Raw genomic sequence first — 25007 nt, forward strand, 5'->3', positions numbered from 1 at the left:
GGCCGTGCGGGCCGTGCGGTCAGTGCGCCGGGGTGAACGTCATCCGGCGGTCGGCCGGCGAGTATCCGCTGAGGGTCACGGTGGGGCCGTGGGTGGGGACCGAGGGGTCGGGGAAGTCCGCGTCGAGCGGCCGCTGTCCCTCCGGGCGCCGGTCGACCGTCGCGAACGGCGGCGGGAACGGCGCGGTGGTCTCGATCAGCTCCTGGTAGAACGGCAGCCACCGGCCGTGGTCGAAGGCGACGGCGCCGATGACGCGCCCCTGGTACCCGTACACGCCGAGGAACCGGTGATCCGCCAGTGAGCCCTGGGAGACGAGGATCTCCGTCCCCATCGAGGGAATCCCGACGGACTTGATGTTGACCCCGAACTGCGAGGACCAGAACGCCGGAACCTCCATGTGGGGCAGGCGGTCGGTGCTCTCGCTGAGCATGTTGTGCGCCGCGATCCGGGCTTGCGAGACGGCGTTGCCCCAGTGCTCCAGGGACAGGAACTGGTAGCCGAACAGGGCGTGCGGGCTGCGGGCGACGTCGCCGGCCGCGTAGATGTCGTCGGTGACGATGCCGCGGATGTCGAAGGCGCGGCATCCCGCGTCACAGGCGATGCCCCGGGGACCCGCGCCGAGTCCGGACCCGGCGAGCCATTCGGTGTTGCGGAGGGCGCCGAGCGAGACGATCACGACGTCGGTCTCCACGGTGGAGCCGTCGGACAGTTGCGCGGCGCGCACCCTTCCCGAGGTGTCGCCCTCCAGCGCGGTCACCATGACCCCGCACCGCAGGTCGACACCGTGCTCGCGCTGCATCTCGGCGGCGACCGCGCCGACGACCCCGCCGAGCGCGCCGACCAGGGGCGCGGCGCCGCGTTCGGCGACGGTGACGGGCAGGCCGCGTTCGCGGCAGGCGGAGGCGATCTCCGAGCCGGTGAATCCGGCGCCGATGACCAGGACCCGCTCGGGGCCCGCGTCGAGCCGCCGCGCGAGGGCGGCGCTGTCGTCCCGGGTCCGCAGCACGAAGACACCGTCGAGGTCCGCCTCGGCCTCGTTCGGCCACGGTCGCGCCCGGACGCCGGTGGCGATGAGCAGCCGGTCGTACGGCACCTCGTCGCCGTCGGCCAGCCGCACCCGCCGGGCGGCCATGTCCAGGCCGGTGGCCGCTTTGCCGAGGCGCCAGGTCGCGTCGAGGGCCCTGAGCCTGGGCAGGGCGGTACGTTCGGCGCTCGCCCTGCCCAGCAGCACCTGCTTGGACAGCGGGGGCCGGTCGTACGGTTCGCAGGACTCGTCGCCGATCAGGGTCAGTGACCCGGCGAAGCCCTTGTCCCGCAGGGTTTCGGCTGCCCGCAGGCCGGCCAGCGAGGCACCGACGACGACGATGCGGCCGTCACGCTTGAGCCGTTCCAGGGATCCGTCACCGACCACCGGACACCGCCTCGGCCGATACGTCCACGGCATCGGAGTCCACACGATCGGGTTCCACGGCATCGGGTTCCACGGCGTCGACGAGGATCGCCTGGACCGGGCAGGCCGCGGCGGCCCGGGCCAGCTTGTCGCGCTGTGCCGCGTCGGCCTCCGGGTCGTACAGCAGTGCCTCCTCGCCGTGCATGGCGAAGATCTCGGGCGCGAGGAACGCGCACTGCGCGTACCCCTGACAGCGGTTCAGATCGACGGCAATCCTTACCACGGGATCGGTCCTCTCCACTGGCCCCGTTCGACCCTCCTGCGCACCACTCTCGGCGGCCGGACGGGAGCCTGCGACGAGGGGCGGACCGTTCGGGTGATCGGGGCGGCCCGGTCAGACCGGTGCGGCGGGCCGTGCCGCGGCGGGAGGGCGGCCCCGCAGGATGTTCAGGCTGAGGAGCAGCGCCCAGGCCGGGAAGACCAGCTCGGACCAGGGCACACCGGTTCCCGCCACGAGCAGCGTCAGGCCCGCGAGATAGCCGACGACGACGAGCGGGCGCGGGAGGGCGCCGAGCCGGCGGCCGATGGTCGAGGTCGCGATGATGAACACCGCGGCCATCCGCATGGCGTACGTGGTCAGCAGGGCGTAGGCGAAGTGGCTGCCGAAGGAAGGATCCTGCCCGCTTTCGCCGAGCACGGTCCCGGCAGCCGCGGCGGCGGCGAACAGGGTGGCGACGAAGACCACGCCGCTGCCCAGGAACACGGTGGCGACGAACCGGTCCTCGGCCCGGCCGGCCTGCTCGCGCAGAGCGCCCATGAACCACAGGAACGCGATCCCGGCGAACGGCACCAGCTCCAGCGCCGTCCGGACGCCACCGCGCTGTCCGGCGTCGAGGGTCGTCTCGTCCCCGCCGTCGGGCAGCGCGACGCGCACCAGCACGATCGCCGCGGCCATCAGGATCGCGAACACCACCCCGGCCACCCCGGCGGCCCGGGCCGTCGCGAAGCTCTTGTACTTCCGCTCCATGGTCTCCCGCTCTCTGGCTGCCCTCCCTTCGTACAGACACCAGTGATCGGGCGGCTCACGCCACCGGGGTCACCCGGGAGGAAGACCGCGGTGCGCCATACAGGTCAGGGCTTCCCCGTCACCTCCACGGAGAGGTCGTTGTCGACGGTGTAGTAGGGGCGCAGGCCGGTACCACCGACGTCGGCCGTCGGGTAGACGACGATCTTCTTGCGGTCCGCCAGGTCGTCGAGAAGACGGCCGACACGCATCGAGGGCGCCTGAGCCGCGGGACGGACGAAGACGTCCCAGACGCCTCCCCCCGGCGGTGCCCCGGCAGCCAGCTCCGCGTGGTCGACGGTGAAGGAGAGGCTCCGTCCGTCGTCCCCGGCACGCGGCTCCACGGTGAGGGCGGTGGCGCCGGCACCCCGCAGGCTCAGGCTCACGACGGCTCCCTCCTGGAGCGAGGCGCCGTGCAGGCGTGCCCTGACCGTCATCGAGCGGGCGCCGACGTCGACGCCCTCGGCCTCCGCGTGGGCCTCGCGCAGCCAGGCGCGCACCGCGAGGTGGCCGTCCTTGGTGACGTAGGGGATCCGGACGGCGACCGGGGACGGCCGAGGGCGGCGGTGTCCGTCGACGAGTGCGCGGAGATCCCGCAGACCGGCGCGCGGACGCTGCCGCTCGGATCCGGGTTCCTGGAGCAGGTAGACGTCCCAGCGGCCCTCCGTGAGAACGGGTCGCGCGTTCAGGACGGCGCACTGGCGTTCTCCGGCGGACTCGAAGTCGAGGACGTGGACCGTCTTTTCGGGCTGTCCCTTCTTCGGGCGCAGTCGCAGCAGCAGTTGCTGCCCTTCGGGCGACCCGGGCGGCAGGTCGAAGGTGATCCGGCCGTCGGCACCGATCACGCAGCCGACGTGCGGCTGCGTCTTCGTGTCCGTGCTCATCGCTGCCTCCTCAGGGTGCGCAGCACGCCGTCGGCCGTGCCGTGGACGGTGTCGCGCAGGGCGAAACCCTGGCTGACCAGGACGCGCTGCGCGCCGGAGCGCTCCCGCAGGACCGGCCGGCCCGCTCTTCTCGCCGACACGGCCTCGGCGAACAGGCGTTCCGCCTGTGTGACGACCGGGCCCGGGGCGAATCTCCGCGCGTTCTTCCGGGCCGCACGGCCCGCGCGCAGGCGCCACTCGTCGTCGCGGACCAGTCCCCGCAGCGCCTCGCCCAGCGCGTCGCGGTCTCCGACCGGCACGAGTCGGCCGTCGACGCCGTCCTCGATGATTTCGCCCGGTCCGTGGGGGCAGTCGGTGCTCACCACCGGCAGACCGCAGCTCATCGCCTCGATGATGGTCATGCCGAACGCCTCGTAGTCGGAGGCCGCCACCGCGATCGAGCCCTTGACCCACTCCGCCTCCATGGGGGCCGCCGCACCCATCAGGAGGACGCTGTCGTACAGGCCGAGGTCCGCGATGAGCCGCCGCAGCCTCTCGTGCTCCTCGCCCTTGCCGTAGATGCGCAACCGCCAGTCGGGGTGTTCGGCGGCGACCAGCGCGAAGGCCTCGATGAGCAGGTCGTACCGTTTGACGGGGACCAGCCGGCCGGCCGCGATGATCACCTTGGCGGCGCCGTCGGCGGGCGGCAGCGCGGCTTCCGGCACGCTGTTCGGCAGTGCCGCCACCCGGACTCCGGGCATCCGCATCTTGCGCCGGTAGGCGGTGGCGTCCGCCTCGGTCACCGTGGTGAGCGTGTCGAGCCGGCGATAGGCCCGGCGCAGGGCGGAACGCAGCCGGGGCGGGTGGCCGTCCAGGGTGAGGTGCTCCTGTCCGACGCGCGCGACGTGCCGCGGAGCCTGGAGCGCCAGATGCACGTTGAGCCCGGGCCTGGTCCCTATCACCACATCGGCGTCGGTCTCCGCGAGGCACTCGCCGATCCGTCGGTCGGTCAACTCGCTGTACTGCCGGTACCGGTACTCGGCGCGAGGAAACACCCGCGCCGGTCTCAGATGCGACGGGTGGTCCTTCTCCTGCCGCAGATCCACCAGCGACCGTAACGAGACGCTGGGATCCAGGGACAGAGTCGGCCGCTCTCGGTGCCGCAGCACGGAGACGATCTCCACCTCGTTCCGCGCGGCAAGCGCGCGGGCCAGATTGAAGGTGGTGGCGATCGTGCCCCCGATCCCGTAGGCGTTGTGGAGCAGAAAAGAGATCTTCATGGGGGTTCAGACAGCGCCGACTCCGCAAGGGTTGCCGCCTGTTATCAACCCGTACTGATCACCGGTCGTCGAGCACCGCCGCCCGGACCGCTCCGCCGGCCGGGCGACCGGGGCGTCCGGCGGCCCGGCGGGGACGCGGGAGCGGTCAGAAGAGCGCCGATCCGCTCTCGAAGTCCAGGAGTTGCCGCTTACGGTCCAGGCCGCCGCCGTAGCCGGTGAGGCCGCCGCTCGCGCCGATCACGCGATGGCAGGGCACGATGATCCCGATCGGGTTCTTGCCGTTGGCGAGGCCGACCGCGCGGGAGGCACCCATGTTGCCCAGTGCTTCGGCGAGTTCGCCGTACGACCGGGTCTCGCCGTAGGGGATCCGCCGGAGCTGATCCCACACACTGCGCTGGAACGGCGTCCCGTTCATGCGCAGTTCGACGGTGAACTCCTTCAACTCGCCCTCGAAGTAGGCGTTCAGTTGCTCCGTCACCTCGTTGAAGAGGGTGTCGTCGCGGTCGCCGAAGCTCTCCTCCGGCGGACGGTGGCGCTGACCGACCATGTGGAGACCGCACAGGACGCCGTCGTCGTCGGCGACGAGCGTGAGGGGGTCGTAGGGACTGTCGATGACCGTGTGCCGTTTCACTGGGCGTCCTTGGTGCGTGAGGTGCGTGCAGTGCGTGAGGCGCCTGGAGCGCCTGGAGCGCTCGGGACGACCGGACTGCCTGGGCTGCCCGGACCGCCCGGAGTAAGCGGAATACGTGTGCGGGGCGTCGTCGTACGGGAGGCGGGCCTCGTGGCCTCCGACGGGTGCGGTGCGCCGGCCCGCTCCGGCAGGAAGTTGATCGGGTGGCTGTCCGTCGCCCACAGGTACTGGACCGCGTAGGCCCTCCAGGGGCGCCAGGCCGCGGCACGGGCCGTCAGGGCGGCAGGGGTGGAGGGGAGCCCCAACTCCTGTGCGGCGCGCCGGATTCCGAGGTCGGTGGGGAGGAAGGCGTCCGGGTCGCCGAGGGCGCGCATCGCGATCACGTCGGCGGTCCAGGGGCCGAAGCCGGGAAGCGCCAGAAGCCTGGCCCGTGCCTGCCCCCAGTCGCTCTCCACTCCCAAGTGCAGCGTTCCTTGCGCGAGTTGACCCACCAGCGTGGCGAACGTGGTCCGCCGGGTGCGGGGCATCGCGAGCGACTCGGGGTCCAGTGCGGCGAGCGCCTCCGGCGAAGGGAAGAGGTGGGTGAGACCGCCTCCGGGGTCGTCGACCGGATCTCCGTACGCGGTGACCAGGCGGGCGGCGTGGGTCCGCGCGGCGGCCGTGGAGACCTGCTGCCCCAGCACCGCCCGTACGGCGAACTCGGCCTCGTCCACCGTACGCGGCACCCGGCGGCCGGGGGCCTTGTCGACCAGCGGCGCCAGCAGCGGATCCGTGCGCAGCTGCTCGTCGACCGCCACCGGATCGGCGTCCAGGTCCAGCAGGCGGCGGCAGCGGCTGATCGCGACGGACAGGTCCCGCAGGTCGCTCAGGGCCAGCCGGCACGCGATGTGGTCCGGCGTCGGTGCCAGACCGACCACGCCGTGCCCGTACGGCAGTCGCAGCGTCCGCCGGTACGCGCCGTCGCGCCACTCCTCCACCCCGGGCACGGCGGTCGCCGCGAGGTGTCCGAAGAGGTTGTCGGGGTTGAGCGGGGCACGGAAAGGGAGCCGGAGATTCAGCACGCCCGGCACGCTCGGGGGCCCGGCCACGGCTCCGGCCCTGTTCCTGGGCAGGCGGGCGCGCAGCTCGCTCGGGGACAGCGCGAAGACCTCACGGACCGTGTCGTTGAAGGTGCGGATGGAGGAGAAGCCGGCGGCGAAGGCGATCTCGGCCATGGGGAGCGGTGTCGTCTCGATGAGCAGCCGGGCCGTCTGGGCGCGCTGGGCGCGGGCGAGCGCGAGGGGTCCCGCGCCCAGCTCGGCCAGGAGCTGCCGTTCGATCTGCCGGGTGCTGTAGCCGAGTCGGGCGGCCAGGCCCGGTACCCCGTCGCGGTCGACGACCCCGTCGCCGATCAGCCGCATCGCCCGGGCGACCAGGTCGGCACGGTGGTTCCATTCGGGGGAGCCGGGGCTGGTGCCCGGGCGGCAGCGCTTGCAGGCCCGGAATCCGGCCTGCTGGCAGGCGGCGGCGCTCGGGTAGAAGGTCATGTTCCGGGGCTTCGGCGGCACGACCGGGCAACTCGGCCGGCAGTAGATCCTCGTCGTCGTCACCGCGGTGAAGAACCATCCGTCGAAACGCGCGTCCTTCGACTGGACGGCACGCACGCAGCGCTCCGTGTCCGTGTGCATCCCGTTCTGCATGCCTCAAGCATCGGGCACCCCGGAGGGCGGGGCTGGCGAGAATCCGACATCGACCTCGCCCGGCCGGTGAGCCGCGACCGGCCCCTCGGCCGCTCCCGGCCGGAATCGCGTCAGCGAGCCTCCTCGCCCTGCGCGACCTCCACCTCGTGGTGGAAGGCGACGACACCCGCCCCCGACGCGCCGGCCGAGACGGCGGCGCAGGCGGCGAGGAGGACGGCGATCCAGGCGGCGGCGCGAGGGCGGTGCCGGGGGACGGAGAGCAGGGCGGCGACCCGCTGGGGGACGGGACCCGTGGTGGCCGCGGGGGCGAAGCCGGGACGCCCGGTGCGGGCCTCGCCGACGGCCAGGGCGGCGCGGGCGATGGCCCGTGCGATCAGCCTCCGGTCCCCCACGGTGACGGCCGCGGCCTCGTCCGCGGCGCGCTCCGCCGCGAGCGCGACGGTGGAGCGGACCGTGCGCAGGCCCGGGTGGCAGTGGGCCGCGAGTTCGGCCACGACGAGGAAGCGGTGGTGGCCGCCCGCGTTGTGGGCCCGCTCGTGGGCGAAGAGGGCCTCGCGCTCGTCGGCGCCGAGGCTGCGGAGCATGGCGGTGGTGACGACGATGCGGTGCGGCCGGCCGGGGAGCGCGTAGGCGTCGGGGTGCGGCGACTCGATGACGCACAGGTCGCCGGCGGCGGGACGGCGGTCGGCCTGGCTGCGCGCGGTGCGGAAGGCACGCAGCTGGCGCAGGGCCGAGCGGACGGCGGTCCAGGCGCCAACGGTGAGCGCACCCGTCGCGGCGGCCGCCGCGGGCAGGACGACGAGGTCCGAGGCCGTGCGCAGCGGGTGGACGAGGTCGCCGAGGCCCGCGAACAGGGGCGTCTTGAGCAGACCCGTCAGGACGAGCGCGCCGAGCGAGGCCACGGAGGCCCCGGCCAGCACGACGAGCGCGAGGGTCACCGACCACAGCGCGGCGACCGGGGTGAGCCGGTCCAGGCAGCGGCGGGCCAGCGGTCCCAGCGCGAAGGGGACGAGCAGGGGAACCATCAGGAGAAGGGTCATTCGTCGCCCGGTTCCGGGCGCGTGCCGAGATCCGGCTCCAGGAGATCCCGCAGGAGCCGCTCGTCGTCGGGGCTGAGCTGGGCGACGAAGCGGGCCAGCGCGGTCTCCCTGTCGTCGTCGCGGTCGAGCTCGGTGTGCATGCGGCGCGCGGTGAGGCCGTGCGGGTCCTGGACGGGGAAGTACGCGTAGCCCCGGCCGAGCCGCTCGCGGCCGACGATGCCCTTCTCGTGCAGCCGGGACAGGATCGTCGTCACGGTCGTGCGGGCCAGACCGGAGTCCAGCTCGGTCTGCACGCGTCCGGGCGTGAGCGGCACCCCCGCGGCCCAGAGAGCCGCCATCACGCTGGCCTCCAGCTCGCCCGCCGGTCGGCGTTCGTCCTTGTCACTGCTCATCGGAACGATCCTCACCCCACCATCGTCTACAGTTCAGTAGACCGTCTACAGAATTGTAGTCAGCCGGGCGCGGGTTTCGACCACGCCCGCCCCTTCCAGTATGAGAGGGCCCGTGACGATGGCCGCACCGACGTTCACAGCACCCGGCGGCGGATCAGCACTCCCAGCGCCACCAGCCCCGGGAGCAGGGGAAGCCACACGGTGAGCAGCCGGTAGCCGAGCACCGTGGACGCCGCCGCCTCGCCGGGCGCCCCCGCGAACGTGAGGGCCAGCGCGAGGGCGGCGTCCAGGGAGCCGAGGCCGCCCGGGGTGGGCAGCAGGACGGCGGCGCTGCTCGCGGCGAAGTAGACGAGGGCCACCCGGGCCGGGGACAGCGACAGGCCGATGGCCTGGGCGACGGCGATGACCACGGTGGCGTGCAGCGCCGCGAAGGCGAGCGAGCCGCCCCACAGCGCGGCGGCCCGCGCGGGGACTTCGTGCACGGCGCGGACGTCCAGGAGCACCCGGCGCAGCGCCCGCCGCAGCGGTCCGGCGAAGAGCGCCGCGGCGACGGCGGCCACGACGACCCCGGCCGTCCAGGCGGCCACGGTCCAGGCACTCGCCGTCAGCCGGGGAAGGCGAAGCGCGCCGGGACAGGCCAGGGCCAGTCCGCCGATCAGACAGCCGCGTACGACGGTTCCGGCGCAGGCCTTGACCGCGAGGGCGGTCGCGGACCGGGCGAAGGGCAGTCCGCACCGGGTCAGGAAGCGCAGATTGACGGCCCCCGCGCCGAGGCCCGAGGGCAGTACGTGGTTGGCGGAGGCGGCCGCGAACTGCACCGCCACCAGTCGTCCGGCGGGCAGCGGCTCCGCCACCGCGCCCTGCTGGGCGAGGGCGGAGCACCCCCAGGTCGCCAGGGTGGCGACGGCCGCCACCAGCAGCCAGCCCCGGTCGGCGTGCGCGAGCATGCCCGCTCCCGACTCGATCACCGGCCAGTGGCGGTGGGCGAGGAACCCGGCGGCCACCAGCACGAGCAGCGAGAGCGCGGCGTGCCGGGCCGTCCGCCCGTCCCGCCCGTCCCGCCAGGTCAGGCGCCGCCCGGCCGTCGTCCGCCCGCCGTCGGCCGGTGAGGGGGAGGACGGTCCGCCCGGGCCGCACACCGGCTCGGGCGGAGAGGTCCCCGGTCCGTCGGCCTCCGGCCCGGACCCGGCGAGGGACACGGGTGCGCCTCCGGGCGCCCCGCTCCCGGCCGGACCCGGCGGCGGGGCGCCCGCCGGTTCGCCGCGGGCGGGGCGGCCCGCGCCGGCCGCGCCACCGCCGCCGGCCGCCCGCGTCCTGTCCGCCGGTGAGGGCGTCTTCGGCGGAGGGGTCACGGCGTACGGCTCCCCGCGCCCGGAGAGACGTAGACGTCGACGTCACCCGCGCGGTGGGGTGACCAGGCGCGGGCGTATCCGGGCGGCTCGCCTCCCGGTGCCGTGACGACGGCGACCGGCATGTGCCGGACGGAACGCGCGACGGCCGCCGCGGTGGCGCCGGCGTCGCGTCCGCCGGTCGCCACGGAGGAACAGCCGGCGTAGAAGGCGATGGGCACCGACTGACGGCCGGTCAGCGCGCAGGGCGGCCGCACCCCGAGCCTGTGCAGTTCCGCCGCCGTCACCGCCCAGCCGTGGTGGCTGTCGGCGGTGCGCCGCACCGTGGCCTGAAGCACCGCGAACTGCACGGCCAGATGCCCGGCGAGACCGAGGGCCACCAGTGTCACGGTCACCGGCCGCCACCGGCCCCCGGCGGTGACCAGGTGGACGAGGGCGTCGGCGACGGGGATCGCCGCGAGGGCGTAGAGGGGCAGCAGGAAGCGCGGGGCCGCGTATCCGATCATGAAGAGGTACGGGAACCCCGCTGTCGTGGCACAGGCCAGGAGGAGCAGGGTGGGTGCCGGGCGACGGGCTCTGACGGCGGTCACCAGGCCGAGGGCGGCGATCAGCGGCAGGACGAACCACCACGCCATCACCGCGGGGTCCGGCATCCCGCCGGTGCAGGGCCGGCACAGCACGCGTCCGCCGAGGCTGCGCATCTGGTCGCCGACCGCGATGTTCCAGCCGAGGCCGCCCTGGATGCGCGAACCGTCGGCGAGCCGTTGCCCCGGGCCGCCGTAGCTCACGTACGCCTCGATGATCCACTCGGCCGCTCCGGCCGACAGGCCCGCGACGAGCGCGAGCAGCGGCCGGACCCGCCGCCACCGAGGGGCCACGACGGCGAGGACCAGGAGCGGCAGCGTCACCCAGACCGCGTCGGGGGGCCGCATCCACGCCATCAGCGCCGCGCTCAGCCCGGTCCCCCACAGCACCGCCCGGTCGCGGCCGCCCGCCCCGGCCCGCAGAAAGCAGCCGGCGCAGACCAGGGCGCCGATCGCGACCCAGTAGTTGGGCATGGCCTGCGGGCCGTAGAAGAGGGTCACCCACAGCGTCGCGAACAGGGCGCCCGCCAGGGCGAGGACCCGCACCGGGAACAGTCCGCGCCACACGCGCAGGGCCACGAACAGGCCGAGTCCGGAGAGCAGGGCGAGGTAGATCCGCAGCAGGGTGGTGGAGGACGACCAGGAGGCCACCGGCGCGACGAGCAGGGAGATCCCGCGGGCCCGTGGTGCGCTGAAGAACGCCGCCGGGGCGTGCGGGGAGACCTGGCTGACGTACACGGTCTCGTCCCAGCCGAGTCCCGTCCCGGGGCGCACGAGGATCAGTTGGGCCAGGACGAAGGCGGCCGCGACCAGAGCGAGCGCGCCGGGGTCACCGGGGCGCCGGGACGCCCGGGCCGTCCCGTCCGGGGCTCCGGACCGCCGGGCGCCGATGAGCGGGACGTTCAGGGTCTTGGCCATCGTCCACCCTTCGACCCTACGCGCTGTAGGGTTTCCTCACCCTACAAGACGTAGGGTGAGACCAAGAGCCGGGGAATCATGGACAAACTACCGTTCACCGGAAGAACGCGCCGAACGGGACAGGCATGCGGGGAGGCACCCGGGGCCGCCTGCGCCCCCGGGCGCACACCCCGGACCGGCCCCGTCACCGGCTTGGCTACGCGCTGTAAGGTGACGGGCATGGCTGGCAGCACAGGTCCCCGCGGAAGGGCGGAACGGCGCAGCGCGGGTGAACTGGAGAGCACGGTCCTCGCCGCCCTGTGGGCCACGGACGACGCGATGACGCCCGCCGAGATCCAGGCCGGGATCGGCGGCGGACTCGCCTACAACACGGTGCACACCATCCTCAAACGTCTGTACGACAAGGGTCTTGTGCTCCGGGACGTTGACGGCCGGCGCGGCGCGTACCGCCCCGCCAAGAACGCGGCCCAGCTGACCGCCGAGGCCATGCACGAGGCACTCGACCGCGGGCCCGACCCGATCGCGGCCCTCCGGCAGTTCGTGACCGGGCTCAGCCGCCAGGAGGAGGAAGCCCTGCGCGACCTCCTGGGAGGGAACGGGCCATGAGGATCTGAGGATCGATGTCCACGTTCCGCCCGTACCGGCGCCGGTCCCCGCCCCCTGCCCCGCGTACGGCACCGCCCCGCCGGGACGGACCCGTCGGTCCATGACACCGCCCGTCGATGACCTCACCCCCCTGGCAACACCGCCGCGCCGGTGCCCCCACCGGGCTCCGGCACCTCCCTGCCTCCGGAAGACAGGCCCCCGCTTGTCCGTCGCGCCGGGTACGGTCGCGGCCATGACACCTTCCGAGACGGCTCGTCCCGGCTCCTCGCGCTCCGGGCGGGTGCGGTTCGCGACGTTCAACGTGCTGCACGGCCGGACGCTGGTGGACGGCAGACCCGTTTCCGTCCGGGTCGCGGGCGGCCCCGAGGTGCCGCTCGTGCGGGCCGTCGCGTCACTGGACGCCGATGTGGTGGCGCTGCAGGAGGTGGACCGGCTGCAGGAACGCTCCGGCGGAGTGGACCAGGCGTCCGCCGCGGCCGAGGGGTCCGGCGCGCCGCACTGGCGTTACGCGTCCGCGTTCCACGGCATGGCGAAGGCGGGCGGCGGCTGGGTTCCGGAACCGTCCGAACCGGGTCTGCGGGTGTACGGGCCGCGCGAGGCCGAGGCGGGTGACGGTGTCCCCTCGCACGGCATCGCCCTGCTGTCCAGGCTGCCCGTACGGCACTGGAGGGCCCTTCGGCTGGCCCCGGCGCCGGTCCCCATGCCGCTGCGGACACCCGGACGCCGTGGACTCACGTTGTCCAGGGACCAGCCGCGGGCCGCGCTGGCCGCCGTCCTGGAGGGAAGCCGCGGGCCGTTCACCGTGGTGGCTCTGCACCTGTCCTTCGTCCCCGGCTGGAACGTCCGCCAGTTGCTCGCCGTCCGCGCCTGGACCGCCGACCTGCCCGGGCCCCGCGTGCTTCTCGGCGACTTCAACCTGCCCGGCGCGCTTCCGAGGACGGTCCTCGGTCCGGCCGGGACGATCGGCGGCGTCCGGACCCGGTCCGTCGGCACCCCGCCGCTGCCGCGCGGCTGGCGGGACCTGGCCCGTACGCCCACCTACCCCTCGCACCGCCCCCTCGTCCAGCTCGACCATGTGCTGGCCACCGGCATCGAGGCGGGCGCGGCCACCGGCGCGCACGCGCCGAGCACCCCCGTCTCGGACCACCGGCCGCTGGTGGTCGAACTGCCCCTTTGAATCCTCCCCGGCCGAAGCAGGGGATTCCCGGCTCACGCCGCCTGCGGGTCGGCGGCCCGACAGGTCTTCCGCGATTCTTCCTCCCGCGAGCGGGAGGTACCCCCACCCCGGCCCGAAGGCCGGGGCATCCTCGGAGGAACCCGGTGACCGGGCCGTCGGCCCCGTCGGACCGTGCGGGCATCCGGTCCGCGCGGGCATCCGGTCCGCACGGGCCCGGCACGGCCCCGGGTCTCGACGGCCTCCGGCCGCGCCGGCTTGCTCAGCCGGCGCCGTCCCGTGTCCGGCCCGTCATCCCAGCTGCCCGGCGAACGCGTCGTACGCGCGTTCGTCGAAGAGCACGAAACGGATCTCCTCGACATCGGTCTCGGCGGCCCGGACGGTCTCCACCGCGATGCGCGCCGCGTCGTCCATCGGCCAGCCGTAGATGCCCGCGGAGACGGCGGGGAAGGCGACCGTACGGGCTCCGAGCTCGTCGGCGACCCGCAGCGACTCCCGGTAGCAGGAGGCCAGCAGCTCCGACCGGTCGTCCTCCCGGGCGTAGCGGGGACCCACCGTGTGGATCACCCAGCGGGCGTCGAGGTCGCCCGCGGTCGTGGCGACCGCCCGGCCGGTCGCCAGGCCCTTGCCGTAGTGACCGGCCCGCAGTTCGCGGCACGCGGCGAGAACGGCCGGGCCGCCTCGGCGGTGAATGGCTCCGTCGACGCCCCCGCCGCCGAGCAACGAGGAGTTCGCCGCGTTGACGACGGCGTCGACGCTCTGCCGGGTGATGTCGCCCTGCACCAGCGTGATCGTGGTCATGACTCTCTCAGCCTCCTCCAGACGGCCTTCGCCGCGTTGTGCCCCGACATCCCGTGCACTCCGGGACCGGGCGGGGTGGCCGAGGAGCACAGGAAGACGGCGGGGTGCGGGGTGCTGTACGGGGACAGGGACAGCCTGGGGCGGAGCATGAGCTGGAGTCCGGAGGCCGCGCCGCAGGCGATGTCGCCGCCCACGTAGTTGGCGTTGCGGGCCGCGAGCAGGGGCGGTCCGGCGGTCGCGCGGGCCAGGACCCGGTCGCGGAAGCCCGGCGCGAACCGCTCCAGCTGGCGCTCGATCGCGTCCGTGAGGTCTCCCGTCCAGCCGTTCGGGACATGGCCGTACGCCCAGAAGACCTGTTTGCCCTCGGGGGCGCGCGACGGGTCCACGACGCTCGGCTGCACCGTGATCAGGAACGGCGCGTCGGGCGCCCGGCCCTCGCGCGAGGCCGCCCGCAGCGCGGCGCCGATCTCCGCCCGGCTCGCCCCGACCTGGACGGTCCCGGCGACACGCGCCTGCTCGGCGGTCCAGGGCACGGGCCCGTCCAGCGCGTAGTCGATCTTGAAGGCGCCCGCCCCGTACCGGTAGCCCTCGTAGTACCGCCCGAAACCCGCGATACGGGCCAGCGCCTTGGGCGAGGTGTCGAAGACGTAGGCCCGCGCGGGGGGCAGATCGTCCAGGCGCTTGACCTCGTAGTCGGTGTGGACGGTGCCGCCGAGATCCTCCAGGTACGCGGTCAGCGCGTCCGCGATGGACTGGGAGCCGCCGCGTGCGACGGGCCACCCCCGGGCGTGCGCGGCCAGCGCGAAGACCAGGCCGACGGCGCCCGTGGCGATTCCCTCCAGCGGCGCGATGACGTGCGCCACCAGACCGGCGAACAGGGCTCTGGCCCGCTCGTCGCGGAAGCGGCGCATCAGCCAGGTCGACGGCGGCAGCCCGGCCAGACCGAAGCGGGCGAGGGTGACGGGGTCACGGGGCAGCGCGGTCAGCGGCAGTGACATGAAGTCGTGCGCCAGGGTGTCCCACTTGCTCAGGAACGGCGCGACGAGCCTGCGGTACGCGCCCGCGTCACGGGGCCCGAAGGAGGCCGCCGTCTCGGCCACGGACCGCGCGAGCACCGCCGCCGAGCCGTCCGGGAACGGGTGCGCCATGGGGAGCTCGGCGTGCAGCCACTCCAGGCCGTAACGCTCCAGGGGCATCGCCCGGAAGGCGGGCGAGTTGACGCCGAGCGGATGCGCCGCCGCGCACGGATCGTGCCGGAAACCGGGCAGGGTCAGCTCTTCGGTGCGCGATCCCCCGCCCACCGTGTCGCGGGCCTCGAACACGGCCACGGAGAAGCCCCGGCGGGCCAGCTCCACGGCAGCCGTCAGTCCGTTCGGCCCCGCACCCACCACGACCGCATCGAGCATCGACGGCACCTTCGGACTCCTTTGTCAGCCGACGGCCACTGAGCATCAGGATATGCCGGAGGACTGACAGCCTTGACGGTACGGGGCGTTGGAGGGAATCACCCCGTACCGCACGACGGCCGCCGCACCGGGTCCACGGCCCGCACGGGCCGTGGACCTCCCGCTCAGGCGCCGACGGCCACCTGCTCGGACGGTGCCGCCAGCAGGGCGGTCACGCGGCGGGCGGTGGCCTCGTCCCGGGCCGCCGTGAACGGCAGGGCGTTGCCCCCGGTGACACGGAACGGCTCGCCGCCGAGCGTCAGGTGGGCGCCGCCCGCCTCCTCGACCAGCAGGAGTCCCGCGGCGTGATCCCAGGCCGCCTCCCAGCTGAACGCGGTGGCGTCCAACTCGCCGCGGGCTATGGCCAGATACTCCAGACCGGCCGAACCGCACGGCCGCGGGACGACGCCCTCGACGCGCAGTCCGAGGAGCGCCCGCTTCTGCTCGTCCGTGGTGTAGTCCGGGTGGGAGGTCGCGATGTCGAGGTCACGGCCGGGCTCCGGCGAACCGCAGCGCAGCGGCACGCCGTCGAGCACGGCCCCGCGCCCCCGTACCGCGGTGGCGAACTCGTCGCGCGCGGGTGCGTACGTCCACGAGGCCCGCACCACACCGTCCAGCACGAGCGCGACCAGCGTGCAGAACCCGGGGTCGCCGTGCACGAACTGCCTGGTGCCGTCGACGGGGTCGACGATCCAGACGGGGGCCGTGCCCTGGATCGCCTCGTAGGTCGCCGGGTCGGCGTGCACCGCCTCCTCGCCGACGACGACCGAACCGGGCAGCAGCGCGGTGAGGGCCTCGGTGAGGTACCTCTCGGCCAGGCGGTCGGCGTCCGTCACGAGGTCGTGCGGGCCGGACTTCTGGTCGATCTCGTCCGCGGAGAGCTGCCGGAACCGGGGCATGATCTCGGTGGCGGCGGCCTTGCAGATGGCGTGTTCCACGTCGGACGCGCGGTGGGCGAGAAACTCGTCGATGGTTTCGATGTCTTCGATCATGGCTCCATGACAACACGCGACACTGACAATCCTCACCCCTCCGGGGTACTCCGGGTGGAATCACCATGAATTCCCGGGGCCGGACGATCACCGGCACCGACCCGGGATCCCGGCCTCGGGGGATGCCCGGTACGGGCACGGGGGATGCCGTTACGAGCGCGGGGGATGCCCGTTACGGGCGCGGGTGGTGGGACAGCCGTCGGTGACGAGACAGCCATCGGTGGCGGGACGGGCGCCGGTGCCCCGACGGGCCTCAGCGGCCGACCGCGTACCCCTGCATCCCGCGCGCGTTGGCCCCCGCCGACAGGACGCCGGTCCCGGGATCGCGGGCCACCGCGCACAGCCGCCCCTCGGACCAGGCCTCGGCGACCGTGACGTCGTGGCCCCGGCGGCGCAGTTCCTCGACGACCCCCTCGTCCGTGCGGGACTCGACGGTGACGCTGCCCGGACGCATTCCGCGCGGATAGAAGGAGCCCGGAAAGCTGTCGTTGTGCCAGTTCGGGGCGTCGATCGCGCCCTGGAGGTCGAGTCCGCCGCGCACCTGCGGGCGCAGCGCCACGGACAGGAAGAAGTGCGTCTGCCACTGGTCCTGCTGATCGCCGCCGGGAGTGCCGAACGCCATGACGGGCACGCCGTCGCGCAGCGCCACGGAGGGCGTCAGCGTCGTGCGGGGCCGGCGGCCCGGGGTCAGGGAGTTGGGCAGCCCCTCCTCCAGCCAGGCCATCTGGAGCCGCGTGCCGAGCGGGAAGCCCAGTTCGGGGACGACCGGGTTGGACTGGAGCCAGCCGCCGCTGGGCGTGGCGGCGACCATGTTGCCCCAGCGGTCGACGACATCCAGGTGGCAGGTGTCGCCCCGGGTGCCTCCGTCCGGCGCCACTTCGGGTTCCGCGGCCGCGCGGCCCATGGTGGGCTCACCGGCGCCGGGCACCGCGAGCGCGTCGAAGCCGGACTCCTCGGCGGCCACCACGCGCGCGTGCCCGCTCAGCCGCGGCTCCCGGCCGCCCGGACTGCCGGGGCGCAGTTCGTACGACGCCTTGTCGCCGACGAGTGCCCGCCGGGCGGCGTTGTAGGACTCCGACAGCAGGTCGCCGAGCGGTACCTCGGCCGCGTCGCCGTACCAGGCCTCCCGGTCGGCCATGGCGAGCTTGCAGCCCTCGACGAGCAGATGGACGTACTCGGCGGAACCGTGGCGGGGCAGTTCGGGCGGGAGCAGCGCCAGTTGCTGGAGGAGGACCGGGCCCTGGCTCCAGGGGCCCGCCTTGCACAGGGTCCAGCCCCGCCAGTCGTACGTCGCCGGGGCCTCGTAGGTCGCGGACCAGCCGGCCAGGTCGGCGGCTGTCAGGGTGCCGGTGTGACGCTCGCCGCTGGTGTCCATGGTGGGCCGCCGGGCCTGCCGGACCAGGGCCTCGGCGATGAAGCCGGAGCGCCACACCTCCCGTGCCGCGTCGATCTCGGCCACCCGGTCCCCGGCGCCCGAGACCTCGTCGAGCAGCCGTCGCCAGGTCGCGGCGAGTGCCGGATTGCGGAACAGCTCGCCGGGGCGCGGCGACCTGCCGCCCGGCAGATACACCTCGGCCGACGAGGTCCACTCCGCCTCGAACAGCGCGCGTACCGCCTCCACCGTCTCGCCGACGCGCTCCACCGGCGCGTGCCCGTCCTCGGCGTATCCGATGGCGTACTTCAGGACGTCGGCGAGCGGTTTGGTGCCGTGGTCGCGCAGCAACAGCATCCAGGCGTCGAACGCGCCCGGCACGGCGGCGGCGAGCGGGCCCGTACCGGGTACGAGCTCCAGACCGAGGCTCCTGTAGTGGGCGACGGTCGCTCCGGCGGGCGCGACGCCCTGCCCGCAGAGCACCCGCACGGGGCCGTCCGCGGGAGCCAGGATGATCGGGACCTCGCCCGCGGGCCCGTTGAGATGGGGTTCCACGACGTGCAGGACGAAACCGGCCGCGACGGCGGCGTCGTAGGCGTTGCCTCCGTCCTCCAGGACGGCCATCGCGGACTGCGAGGCGAGCCAGTGTGTGGAGGACACCATGCCGAAGGTGCCCTGGAGGGTCGGACGAGTCGTGAAAAGCATCTGCAACCTCGGTGTCTGTGCGCGCCGGTCAGCCCATCGAACATCAAAGTGGCCGTGGGGCCGTATTTCCATCCTCCGGCCCTGAGTACACGGCCCGGACGCAGGCACCGGACCTTGAGGGGGCGTCAGGGCGTACGGGCTCCAGCGATGCCCCGCGGTCCGCTGCCCGCATCCGCCCGGTCCGGAACCGCCCGTACCGTCACACTTGATGACGGACACCCACTGGAACTGATCCACCACCCGGCCGACTCCAGCCGGACCAGGGCTCATTGCGCTCCGCCCCGGTCGACGGACCGCGGTCATCGCCCTGTTCCAGCGGGCGGTCGTCATCAGCGAGACCTCTCGACTCGTCCATCGCCGGAACAGCCACCCACCGGCATCGCACGCCCGTCGGCACGGCGGCACGTGGTGCCCCGAACACACGACAGAAGATCATCATGAGCCGAGTTCCCACCTGCATACTCAGCAGCTTTCAGACACCCCGGATCTCACACGGCCACGACCCCGACCTGTTCGTGCAGATCGGTTCGCTGACCAAGCCGCTCACCGCGACCGTCCTGACCGCCTTGGCCGACGACGGAGTCCTGAGCCTCGACGACCCGCTGGAACTGTTCCTGCCGGTGCCCAGCGGCACGGGAATCACCCCGCGTCGGCTTGCCGAGCACACCTCGGGCCTTCCTCGACTGCCTCCCGGCATCGGCGGGCGCGATCCTTACGCGGCTTTCGACGCCGACGCCCTGGACTCGGTCGTACGGCACCTCGACACCCTGGCCACGGCTCCCGCGGGGACCGCCGAGGAGTATTCCAACCTCGGATACGCGCTCCTGGGTGCCGCTCTCGTGTCGGCCACCCGAACCCCGTACGAGGAGTTGCTGCACCGTCACCTCCTCGGTCCCCTGGGTATCGCCGACGTCGCCACCGATCCGCCGTCGGGCAGACGGCTGTGCCGCAGGGGGCTGTTCGGCCGGTCTCGGCAGGAATGGACCATGGACGGCGCGATTCTTCCCGCCGGCGGGCTGTGGGCCACTCCCCGGGCCGCCGCCCGCCTCCTCACCGACCTGCTTGTCGACCGCAGACTGGGTGAACCGGCACCGGCCTGGCAGAAGGCGGGGAGCCTGCTGTGGCACAACGGCGCGACAGGCGGCGCGTCCGTTTTCGCGGGAGCCTCACCGCAGGGCTGGATTCTTGTTCACCGTCTGTCCGGTCGAAGTGCCGTGACGGACAAGCTGGCCCTTGACACGCTCAGGCACTTCACCGGGCCCCGAGCTTGACGCTGGGGGCGAGCATGGAACGCTTCCGGCCGCCCGGCGCCGGGGACAGGGCTTCCATGTCGCGGAGGTCCTTGTCCTCACCTCACGGCCGGCAGGCTGCGGGGCGGCGTCCTGTTCTATGTGCTGACGGCGACCAGTTCCGGTTCGTCCGCTGCCAGGGCGGCGAGATACCACTCGGCATCGAGGGCGGCCACGCAACCGCTGGCTGCGGCAGTGACGGCCTGGCGATAGGCGTGGACGGTGACGTCGCCGGCGCCGTAGACCCCGGCGATGTTCGTGCGGGTGGAAGGGGACTGGACCTCGACAGCCGTCGTCGTCCAAGTCGAGCTGTCCCTTGAACAGCTCGGTGCGCGGGTCGTGGCCGATGGCGTGCCCGCCCGGTTCACAGTCGCGCAGGCGGCCCGGTGCGAGTGAATCCGCCGACCCACGCGTTTGACTCCGGGGACTTCCCGTGCGCCAATCCCGGCGATCTTCTCAACCGCTCCGTCCGCGACGGTTGTCCAGCCGCGGGTCGCCGACGGTTCCCCAGGTCCGGGCCGTGCGGCCCGCGGAGTCGAACTGTTCGACTCCGTCATACGGAGCCGCCTCCTTGTGTGGTGCACGGTCAGTCACCCCGGATCGCGGTGGTCACCGTGTTTCGCGCTGTCTGCCCAAGGATCACGCGGGGCACGGACGTACTCGCACGGCATCGTCTCCGGGCGTCGCCCGGGTACGAGGAACGGACGGCTTCCGGCCGTCCGCCGGACCGGGTCGAGGACTATGCTGCTGTACGGACGTCCCAGACCCTGGCGGCTTGTCGTTACCCGACACAGATGGCTGCAGGGAGCGGACTCTTCGTCTGTGACCCGGCGCATCCCTGGAGGGAACTGCGCGGGTCCGGTGCACCGTCGCACGGGCTGTCGGACCGGCCGCTGCTCCGTCTCCGCCGAACGTACGCCCTGCCGGCAGCGCGCCATGGGGGGGCCGGGATCCCCGGCGTCACCGCGTCCGCTGACGGATGGTCCACCGAACCGAGGCATCATGCCGCTCCCGCAGCTCACCGTCTTCCGCCATGACCGAGGAAAGCGGGCACTGATCACCCTGGCCGGTGAGATCGACCTGGAATCGGCCCCGCCGGTACGCACGGCGCTGGCGCGATGTCTGAGCGACGGCATCCGCACCATCGACATCGACCTCACCCCTGTCACCTTCTGCGACTGCACCGGCCTCAACGTCTTCCTCCACGCCGCGCAGCAGACCACCGAGGCCGGCGGGACCCTGCGGCTCCACCACCCGCCACCGACACTGGGTCTGATCCTCGACCTCACCGGCTCCGGGTTCCTGCTCCTCGACGATCCGCTCGGGGATGTCCCGGCCCCGACCGCCCAGACCCCGCGGCGCCGGGCTGTTCCGCTTGCCTCTGTGCTCTCGGGTGATGCGCCGTGACGGCATGGGCGGGGCGGGGGCGGCCACGAAAGCCCCGTGGCTGCGAATCGTCCACCGGGGAGGCGGTCCGGTTACGTCGGGTGAACCGCGGGCTGGCACAGGATCTGAGCGGGAAGCTGACGGATCTGTATGTGGACTCCCACGGGACATCATCGCGTCCTGATGCGTACCGCCGTCCCAGCCGCCGGCAGTTTCTGAACCGTCTCACAGCCGACATCCGGCGGCCGGGCTTCGCGATGGTGATCGCGGAGACGGACGGACTGGTGGGATGTGCTTTCGGATTCCCGATGCTCAGCGACGCCTTCGGGTGGATCGCGTTCGACCGAACCCCACCGCGCGGCGTCGAACAACTCGCAGCGGCCGGCGGCATCTTCGTGATCACCGACATCCTGATCCCCCCGCACCCGCAGGACGCGCACGTGGCTCTCCGGTTGCAGGAGCGGCTGCTGGCCGACCACCGGGCGTCACTCGGCGCCGTCCTGGTGGACCGGGCCGATCACCCCACCCTCAACACGCTCCGTTCCTGGGGATGGCTGAACGTGGGAGCGTTCTGGAAGCCGACCGGCGCCACGCGGCTCCGGGTGCTGATCCTTCCCGTCGGCAAACCGACCTCCCCGAGACCGGGGGGATTTGCGCACGATGCCTGGACGCGGTGGCCTGGGTGAGGTCAGACAGCCGGTCGGCCCGCATCCAGGTGCTGGTCGCCGAGCCGGCGGCCCTGTGCGGTACCCGGTTCGCCGCCCTGCGATGCACGCCGTGGACAAGACGCTTCGGCACGGGACGGGTTGAGCGTACGGTCCGTTCGGCTGGTCCGAGGAGTACGGTGAAATCACCGAGGATTTCTCGCGCACCGGCTTCCACGCTCGTGTCGTTTTCGGCGATTCACTATGCCGGGCCGGTCGACAACCGGCCCGGGGCAGGGTTCGCGTCATGACTGCGGCCGTTTCCCTCTCGCCGACACCCGAAGTCGAAGACCGGTCCTCCTCGTCCTCTCTCCGTCTCTCGCTCGCTCCCATCGGTCCCGCTCCGGCCCTGCTGGACGGCGCATGGTGGCCCCGCGCCCGCGATCTCGGGGCGGAACTCCCCGCCCTGACAGCCGTACTGGATCCGCTGTGGGGGCGGATCACCCGGGTGACGGTGAATCCCACACACTGGCCGGTCGTCCCGCGCAAGGTGACCGTCGCCGGGCACGTGGTGAACGTGGGTTGCTTCCTGGCCGAGCAGGACCCACATGAACTACTGCTGCTCTCCTACCACATGGGCCGCTGGAACCTCCTGGTGATCCCGCCGCGGACGGACCCCGTCTCAGCCGCCTGGCTGATGGCCGCCGCGAGCGACCCCCTGGGCACGTCGACCGCGAGCCGGCTGATGGAGGAGGCGGCGCGCCTGCGGACGGTGTCAGAGAGCGACCGGGCCGTGGAGGCGGTCTGGGACTCCGAAGGAGGACATGAGGTCCGCGGTCCGGTCTCGCCTCCCGTGCGTCCACGGATCCCGCTCGTCACCGCCACGCTGCCGTATCAGCCGATGGGGAGGTGAGGACCACGCACACGTTTGTGACCATGGTCGTGCTCCTGGCGATGGTCGGCCCCGTGGTGCTTCTCGTCCACCTGCTCAATTTCGCAGCACAGCGACCGCGTCGCCGCCTTCCTCCCCACCCCCGCCCAGAGTCATCGCCCGGGACTGGTCCGTCCCGTCCCTGACGGTTGTGAGGCGTCGGTGAGGTCGGCGCCGGTGGCGGCGTCCCGCTGAGAGCGGCTGCCGTCATGCCAGTCCAGGCACATGACGGTCGCGTCGTCTTCCAGGCGACCATGGCCGGCGTCGACGATCGCCCCGATGAGGGCGCGAGCAGCTTCGCGGGGATGCAGTGCGCGGGTGCGGACGATCAGGTCCGACAGGTCCAGGCTGTTGGCGTTGCGCTCCAGCATGCCGTCGGTCAGCATCACCAGCCGGTCGCCCGGCCGCAGGTCCAACGACTGCACCCGGTAGGCGTGCGGGGCGTGGAAGCCGAACGGCCTGTCGACCTTCGGAACGATCTCCCGTACCTGGCCGTCCCGCATCCGCAGCGGCCAGGGGTGCCCGGCGTTGACGAACTCGGTACTGCCGTCGAGCAGACCGATCCGCAGCAGCTGACCGGTGACATAACCCTCGCGGCCGTGTTCCCGCACGGCGCGGTCTGCTTCGTGGGCCTGCTCCCCAAGGCTCGCACCGGCCCGCCGCGCTCGGCGCAGGGCCCCGACCACGAGGGTGGCCAGGAGTGCGGCGTCGACGTCGTGGCCCATGGCGTCGGTGACGGAGAGCTGGACGGTGTCCCGGTCGATCACGTAGTCGAAGGTGTCACCCCCGACGTGGTCGGCCGGCTCCAGCGCCCCGGCGACCGCGAACTGCGCCGCCTCACACGCCAGTGATGCCGGGAGCAGCCGGTGCTGGATCTCGGCGGCCAGGCTCAGCGGGGTGGTGCGGCGGCCCCACTGGTAGACGTCGGTGAAGGACCGGTTCGCGATGACGATGTACGCCAGCGCGTGCGCGGTCTCGCCGATCTCCCGCATCACCTCCGCGTCCGGCGCCGCGGGCAGGAACAGTTCGAGGAGCCCGATGGCGTCCCCGCGGTTGGTCACCGGGGCCACGATCCGCACCAGTGCGCCCTCACCCCTGTCCTCCACGCTCGGCCGCTGGGTGCGGATCACGTCGTCGTACAGGGTGCCCCGCAACGTGATGCGCCGGGCGGGTTCATCGGTGTCGACGCTGCCCGCCGCCCCCAGCCGTACGACGGAGCTGCCGGTGAAGTCGGTGATGAGGAACGACACCGACACGGCCCCGAGATGCTCCTTGAGCATGCGCGCGACCACGTCGAGCGACTCCACGGGCGCCGCGGCCTCCGCCGCCTCCAACGTCCCCGCCAAGGTCATCGCACTGCCCCGACGGCTGTCGCCCCCGGAATGACGAGGGGCTCGCCCGCCGCCCGGCCCTCTTGCGGTCACAGCGGCTCCTCACTGCTCGATGACGCTCAGGACTCCGCCCCGGATGTGCGAAAGACCTGTGCCAAGCCCAGCACCGGACAGGTCACCTTGCACCCCGGGACCCGGGAGCCGCCCCGCCCACCAGCCTCTCCCGGACCATGTGCGGCCGGGCCCGTCCGCCGCGTCCTGCGCTTCGGCATCCCCCGAATGCCGTCACGCGGCTGCCAGGACGATGGCCGTGTAGTGCGCGGTGAAGGCGGTGACGGTCAGGGCGTGGAAGACCTCGTGGAAGCCGAACCAGGCCGGTGAAGGATCGGGACGCTTGAGGGCGTAGACGACCGCGCCCGCGCTGTAGAGCAGCCCGCCGGCCACGATCAGGGCGAGTACGGCCGCTCCCCCGGTGTGCAGGAAGTCGGGCAGGTAGCACACCGGTGCCCATCCCAGGGCCAGGTAGCACGGGGTGTACAGCCGGCGCGGAGCCGCGACCCACAGGACCCGGAACGCGATGCCGGCCAGCGCGCCTGTCCACACGATCCACAGCAGCACGGACCGCTGGTCCGACGGGATGAGGAGCACGGCCAGGGGGGTGCAGGTGCCGGCGATGATCAGGAAGATGTTCGCGTGGTCCGGCCGCCGCAGGACCGCCTCCCCGCGCGGCCCCCACGTTCCGCGGTGGTAGACCGCGCTGGTACCGAACAGCAGGCAGGCCGACACCGCGTACACCGAGCAGGCCGCCACTGCCGCAGCCGAGCGCGAAACGGAGATCAGGACGACGCCGCCGACCAGCGAGAGCGGGAACACCCCGGCGTGCAGCCGGCCGCGCATCCTCGGCTTCAGCGCAGCCGCCGCCCGTTCCGCCCCGCCTTCCAGGCCGCCCGCCGCCCGCCCGGCAGCCGGCCGACCGGTCGCGCCCGCGGGTGCATCGACGGCAGGGGTGCGCTGGGCGTCGGGCGTGGTGCCGCTCCGGGACTCCCGTCCGTGTGCAGGCGGCTGAGCATCTTCGGCGATCATGCACTCATATTCTGAAGCAGTCGGAAGAGTACCGCCCGGCACGCCGCCGCGGACCGCGG

At 73.1% G+C, this 25007-nt stretch carries 22 protein-coding genes and 2 pseudogenes; 6 read left to right on the top strand and 18 right to left on the bottom strand.

What is annotated here, in order from left to right; translation table 11 throughout:
* Window positions 1-19: 19 nt before the first annotated feature.
* The 11 genes and pseudogenes from ACFYW9_RS29725 to ACFYW9_RS29775 all read right to left on the bottom strand — a co-directional run bounded on the left by ACFYW9_RS29725 (window position 20) and on the right by ACFYW9_RS29775 (window position 11189).
* The gene (locus tag ACFYW9_RS29725; RefSeq protein WP_389156601.1) at window positions 20-1444 is read right to left on the bottom strand and encodes an NAD(P)/FAD-dependent oxidoreductase; all 1425 of its coding nucleotides are present in this window, start codon (window positions 1442-1444) and stop codon (window positions 20-22) included.
* Entirely contained in the window at window positions 1401-1673 is a 273-nt protein-coding gene (locus ACFYW9_RS29730) for a ferredoxin (protein ID WP_389156604.1), read from the bottom strand. The genes ACFYW9_RS29725 and ACFYW9_RS29730 overlap by 44 nt, the downstream gene beginning before the upstream one ends.
* 111 nt (window positions 1674-1784) lie before the next feature.
* Window positions 1785-2417: a hypothetical protein gene (locus ACFYW9_RS29735; protein ID WP_389156607.1), complete on the bottom strand. Its 633-nt coding sequence runs from the start codon at window positions 2415-2417 to the stop codon at window positions 1785-1787.
* Between the two features lie 104 nt (window positions 2418-2521).
* A complete protein-coding gene (locus ACFYW9_RS29740) occupies window positions 2522-3337 on the bottom strand; it encodes a hypothetical protein (protein ID WP_351862180.1) in 816 nt (271 codons plus the stop codon).
* The gene (locus tag ACFYW9_RS29745) at window positions 3334-4596 is read right to left on the bottom strand and encodes a glycosyltransferase family 4 protein (RefSeq protein WP_389156611.1); all 1263 of its coding nucleotides are present in this window, start codon (window positions 4594-4596) and stop codon (window positions 3334-3336) included. Before ACFYW9_RS29745 ends, ACFYW9_RS29740 begins: the two co-directional genes overlap by 4 nt.
* Window positions 4597-4741: 145 nt before the next feature.
* Entirely contained in the window at window positions 4742-5227 is a 486-nt protein-coding gene (locus ACFYW9_RS29750; RefSeq protein ID WP_389156614.1) for a methylated-DNA--[protein]-cysteine S-methyltransferase, read from the bottom strand.
* Between the two features lie 185 nt (window positions 5228-5412).
* Window positions 5413-6906 (bottom strand): annotated as a pseudogene (locus ACFYW9_RS29755) (AlkA N-terminal domain-containing protein); the annotation flags it as partial.
* Between the two features lie 110 nt (window positions 6907-7016).
* Window positions 7017-7946: a M48 family metalloprotease gene (locus ACFYW9_RS29760; protein ID WP_389156617.1), complete on the bottom strand. Its 930-nt coding sequence runs from the start codon at window positions 7944-7946 to the stop codon at window positions 7017-7019.
* A complete protein-coding gene (locus tag ACFYW9_RS29765; RefSeq protein ID WP_326784669.1) occupies window positions 7943-8338 on the bottom strand; it encodes a BlaI/MecI/CopY family transcriptional regulator in 396 nt (131 codons plus the stop codon). The genes ACFYW9_RS29760 and ACFYW9_RS29765 overlap by 4 nt, the downstream gene beginning before the upstream one ends.
* A 134-nt stretch (window positions 8339-8472) precedes the next feature.
* Window positions 8473-9408 (bottom strand): YbhN family protein, encoded by a 936-nt coding sequence (locus tag ACFYW9_RS29770; protein ID WP_389156800.1) that lies wholly within the window; start codon window positions 9406-9408, stop codon window positions 8473-8475.
* A gap of 278 nt (window positions 9409-9686) precedes the next feature.
* Window positions 9687-11189 carry a hypothetical protein gene (locus ACFYW9_RS29775; RefSeq protein ID WP_389156622.1) on the bottom strand — a complete coding sequence of 501 codons (1503 nt, stop codon included), beginning with the start codon at window positions 11187-11189 and terminating at the stop codon, window positions 9687-9689.
* Window positions 11190-11408: 219 nt separating this feature from the next.
* On the opposite strand from ACFYW9_RS29775, the gene ACFYW9_RS29780 reads away from it, so the two are divergent.
* Window positions 11409-11795, top strand: coding sequence for a BlaI/MecI/CopY family transcriptional regulator (locus ACFYW9_RS29780; RefSeq protein WP_351862162.1), 387 nt, complete (start codon window positions 11409-11411; stop codon window positions 11793-11795).
* 232 nt (window positions 11796-12027) lie between these two features.
* A complete protein-coding gene (locus tag ACFYW9_RS29785; RefSeq protein WP_389156627.1) occupies window positions 12028-12972 on the top strand; it encodes an endonuclease/exonuclease/phosphatase family protein in 945 nt (314 codons plus the stop codon).
* A gap of 288 nt (window positions 12973-13260) precedes the next feature.
* On the opposite strand, the gene ACFYW9_RS29790 is transcribed toward ACFYW9_RS29785, so the two are convergent.
* The 4 genes from ACFYW9_RS29790 to ACFYW9_RS29805 form a co-directional block, all read right to left on the bottom strand.
* Window positions 13261-13770, bottom strand: a complete 510-nt coding sequence (locus ACFYW9_RS29790) for an O-acetyl-ADP-ribose deacetylase (RefSeq protein WP_328446509.1) — start codon at window positions 13768-13770, stop codon at window positions 13261-13263.
* On the bottom strand, window positions 13767-15176 hold the full coding sequence (locus ACFYW9_RS29795; RefSeq protein ID WP_389156632.1) for a phytoene desaturase family protein: 1410 nt from the start codon (window positions 15174-15176) through the stop codon (window positions 13767-13769). The genes ACFYW9_RS29790 and ACFYW9_RS29795 overlap by 4 nt, the downstream gene beginning before the upstream one ends.
* A gap of 164 nt (window positions 15177-15340) precedes the next feature.
* The gene (locus ACFYW9_RS29800) at window positions 15341-16207 is read right to left on the bottom strand and encodes an inositol monophosphatase family protein (protein WP_389156635.1); all 867 of its coding nucleotides are present in this window, start codon (window positions 16205-16207) and stop codon (window positions 15341-15343) included.
* 253 nt (window positions 16208-16460) lie between these two features.
* Entirely contained in the window at window positions 16461-18284 is a 1824-nt protein-coding gene (locus tag ACFYW9_RS29805) for a gamma-glutamyltransferase family protein (protein WP_389156638.1), read from the bottom strand.
* 437 nt (window positions 18285-18721) lie between these two features.
* Here ACFYW9_RS29805 and ACFYW9_RS29810 point away from each other — a divergent pair, with 437 nt between their 5' ends.
* A complete protein-coding gene (locus ACFYW9_RS29810; RefSeq protein ID WP_389156641.1) occupies window positions 18722-19555 on the top strand; it encodes a serine hydrolase domain-containing protein in 834 nt (277 codons plus the stop codon).
* Between the two features lie 116 nt (window positions 19556-19671).
* Here ACFYW9_RS29810 and ACFYW9_RS29815 read toward each other — a convergent pair.
* Window positions 19672-19924 (bottom strand): annotated as a pseudogene (locus ACFYW9_RS29815) (FAD-dependent oxidoreductase); the annotation flags it as partial.
* A gap of 651 nt (window positions 19925-20575) precedes the next feature.
* Here ACFYW9_RS29815 and ACFYW9_RS29820 point away from each other — a divergent pair.
* From ACFYW9_RS29820 to ACFYW9_RS29830, 3 genes are all read left to right on the top strand, one after another.
* Window positions 20576-20980: an STAS domain-containing protein gene (locus tag ACFYW9_RS29820; protein WP_389156644.1), complete on the top strand. Its 405-nt coding sequence runs from the start codon at window positions 20576-20578 to the stop codon at window positions 20978-20980.
* Window positions 20977-21645 (top strand): hypothetical protein, encoded by a 669-nt coding sequence (locus ACFYW9_RS29825; protein ID WP_389156648.1) that lies wholly within the window; start codon window positions 20977-20979, stop codon window positions 21643-21645. Before ACFYW9_RS29820 ends, ACFYW9_RS29825 begins: the two co-directional genes overlap by 4 nt.
* A 265-nt stretch (window positions 21646-21910) precedes the next feature.
* The gene (locus ACFYW9_RS29830; RefSeq protein WP_389156651.1) at window positions 21911-22516 is read left to right on the top strand and encodes a DUF5994 family protein; all 606 of its coding nucleotides are present in this window, start codon (window positions 21911-21913) and stop codon (window positions 22514-22516) included.
* Window positions 22517-22647: 131 nt separating this feature from the next.
* On the opposite strand, the gene ACFYW9_RS29835 is transcribed toward ACFYW9_RS29830, so the two are convergent.
* Together ACFYW9_RS29835 and ACFYW9_RS29840 are read right to left on the bottom strand one after the other, a co-directional pair.
* Window positions 22648-23886, bottom strand: a complete 1239-nt coding sequence (locus ACFYW9_RS29835; protein WP_389156654.1) for a PP2C family protein-serine/threonine phosphatase — start codon at window positions 23884-23886, stop codon at window positions 22648-22650.
* Window positions 23887-24150: 264 nt separating this feature from the next.
* On the bottom strand, window positions 24151-24948 hold the full coding sequence (locus ACFYW9_RS29840) for a hemolysin III family protein (RefSeq protein WP_389156657.1): 798 nt from the start codon (window positions 24946-24948) through the stop codon (window positions 24151-24153).
* Window positions 24949-25007: the final 59 nt, after the last annotated feature.

It is taken from the genome of Streptomyces sp. NPDC002698, assembly GCF_042888945.1.
In the GTDB taxonomy this organism is placed as follows: Bacteria; Actinomycetota; Actinomycetes; order Streptomycetales; family Streptomycetaceae; genus Streptomyces.

Bases quoted from the DNA above. Each gene is read 5' to 3' on its own strand.
- ACFYW9_RS29725 (WP_389156601.1), bottom strand. From the start codon at position 1,444: ATGCCGTGGACGTATCGGCCGAGGCGGTGTCCGGTGGTCGGTGACGGA.
- ACFYW9_RS29735 (WP_389156607.1), bottom strand. From the start codon at position 2,417: ATGGAGCGGAAGTACAAGAGCTTCGCGACGGCCCGGGCCGCCGGGGTG.
- ACFYW9_RS29740 (WP_351862180.1), bottom strand. From the start codon at position 3,337: ATGAGCACGGACACGAAGACGCAGCCGCACGTCGGCTGCGTGATCGGT.
- ACFYW9_RS29745 (WP_389156611.1), bottom strand. From the start codon at position 4,596: ATGAAGATCTCTTTTCTGCTCCACAACGCCTACGGGATCGGGGGCACG.
- ACFYW9_RS29760 (WP_389156617.1), bottom strand. From the start codon at position 7,946: ATGACCCTTCTCCTGATGGTTCCCCTGCTCGTCCCCTTCGCGCTGGGA.
- ACFYW9_RS29765 (WP_326784669.1), bottom strand. From the start codon at position 8,338: ATGAGCAGTGACAAGGACGAACGCCGACCGGCGGGCGAGCTGGAGGCC.
- ACFYW9_RS29775 (WP_389156622.1), bottom strand. From the start codon at position 11,189: ATGGCCAAGACCCTGAACGTCCCGCTCATCGGCGCCCGGCGGTCCGGA.
- ACFYW9_RS29780 (WP_351862162.1), top strand. From the start codon at position 11,409: ATGGCTGGCAGCACAGGTCCCCGCGGAAGGGCGGAACGGCGCAGCGCG.
- ACFYW9_RS29785 (WP_389156627.1), top strand. From the start codon at position 12,028: ATGACACCTTCCGAGACGGCTCGTCCCGGCTCCTCGCGCTCCGGGCGG.
- ACFYW9_RS29790 (WP_328446509.1), bottom strand. From the start codon at position 13,770: ATGACCACGATCACGCTGGTGCAGGGCGACATCACCCGGCAGAGCGTC.
- ACFYW9_RS29795 (WP_389156632.1), bottom strand. From the start codon at position 15,176: ATGCTCGATGCGGTCGTGGTGGGTGCGGGGCCGAACGGACTGACGGCT.
- ACFYW9_RS29800 (WP_389156635.1), bottom strand. From the start codon at position 16,207: ATGATCGAAGACATCGAAACCATCGACGAGTTTCTCGCCCACCGCGCG.
- ACFYW9_RS29805 (WP_389156638.1), bottom strand. From the start codon at position 18,284: ATGCTTTTCACGACTCGTCCGACCCTCCAGGGCACCTTCGGCATGGTG.
- ACFYW9_RS29810 (WP_389156641.1), top strand. From the start codon at position 18,722: ATGAGCCGAGTTCCCACCTGCATACTCAGCAGCTTTCAGACACCCCGG.
- ACFYW9_RS29820 (WP_389156644.1), top strand. From the start codon at position 20,576: ATGCCGCTCCCGCAGCTCACCGTCTTCCGCCATGACCGAGGAAAGCGG.
- ACFYW9_RS29830 (WP_389156651.1), top strand. From the start codon at position 21,911: ATGACTGCGGCCGTTTCCCTCTCGCCGACACCCGAAGTCGAAGACCGG.
- ACFYW9_RS29835 (WP_389156654.1), bottom strand. From the start codon at position 23,886: ATGACCTTGGCGGGGACGTTGGAGGCGGCGGAGGCCGCGGCGCCCGTG.
- ACFYW9_RS29840 (WP_389156657.1), bottom strand. From the start codon at position 24,948: ATGATCGCCGAAGATGCTCAGCCGCCTGCACACGGACGGGAGTCCCGG.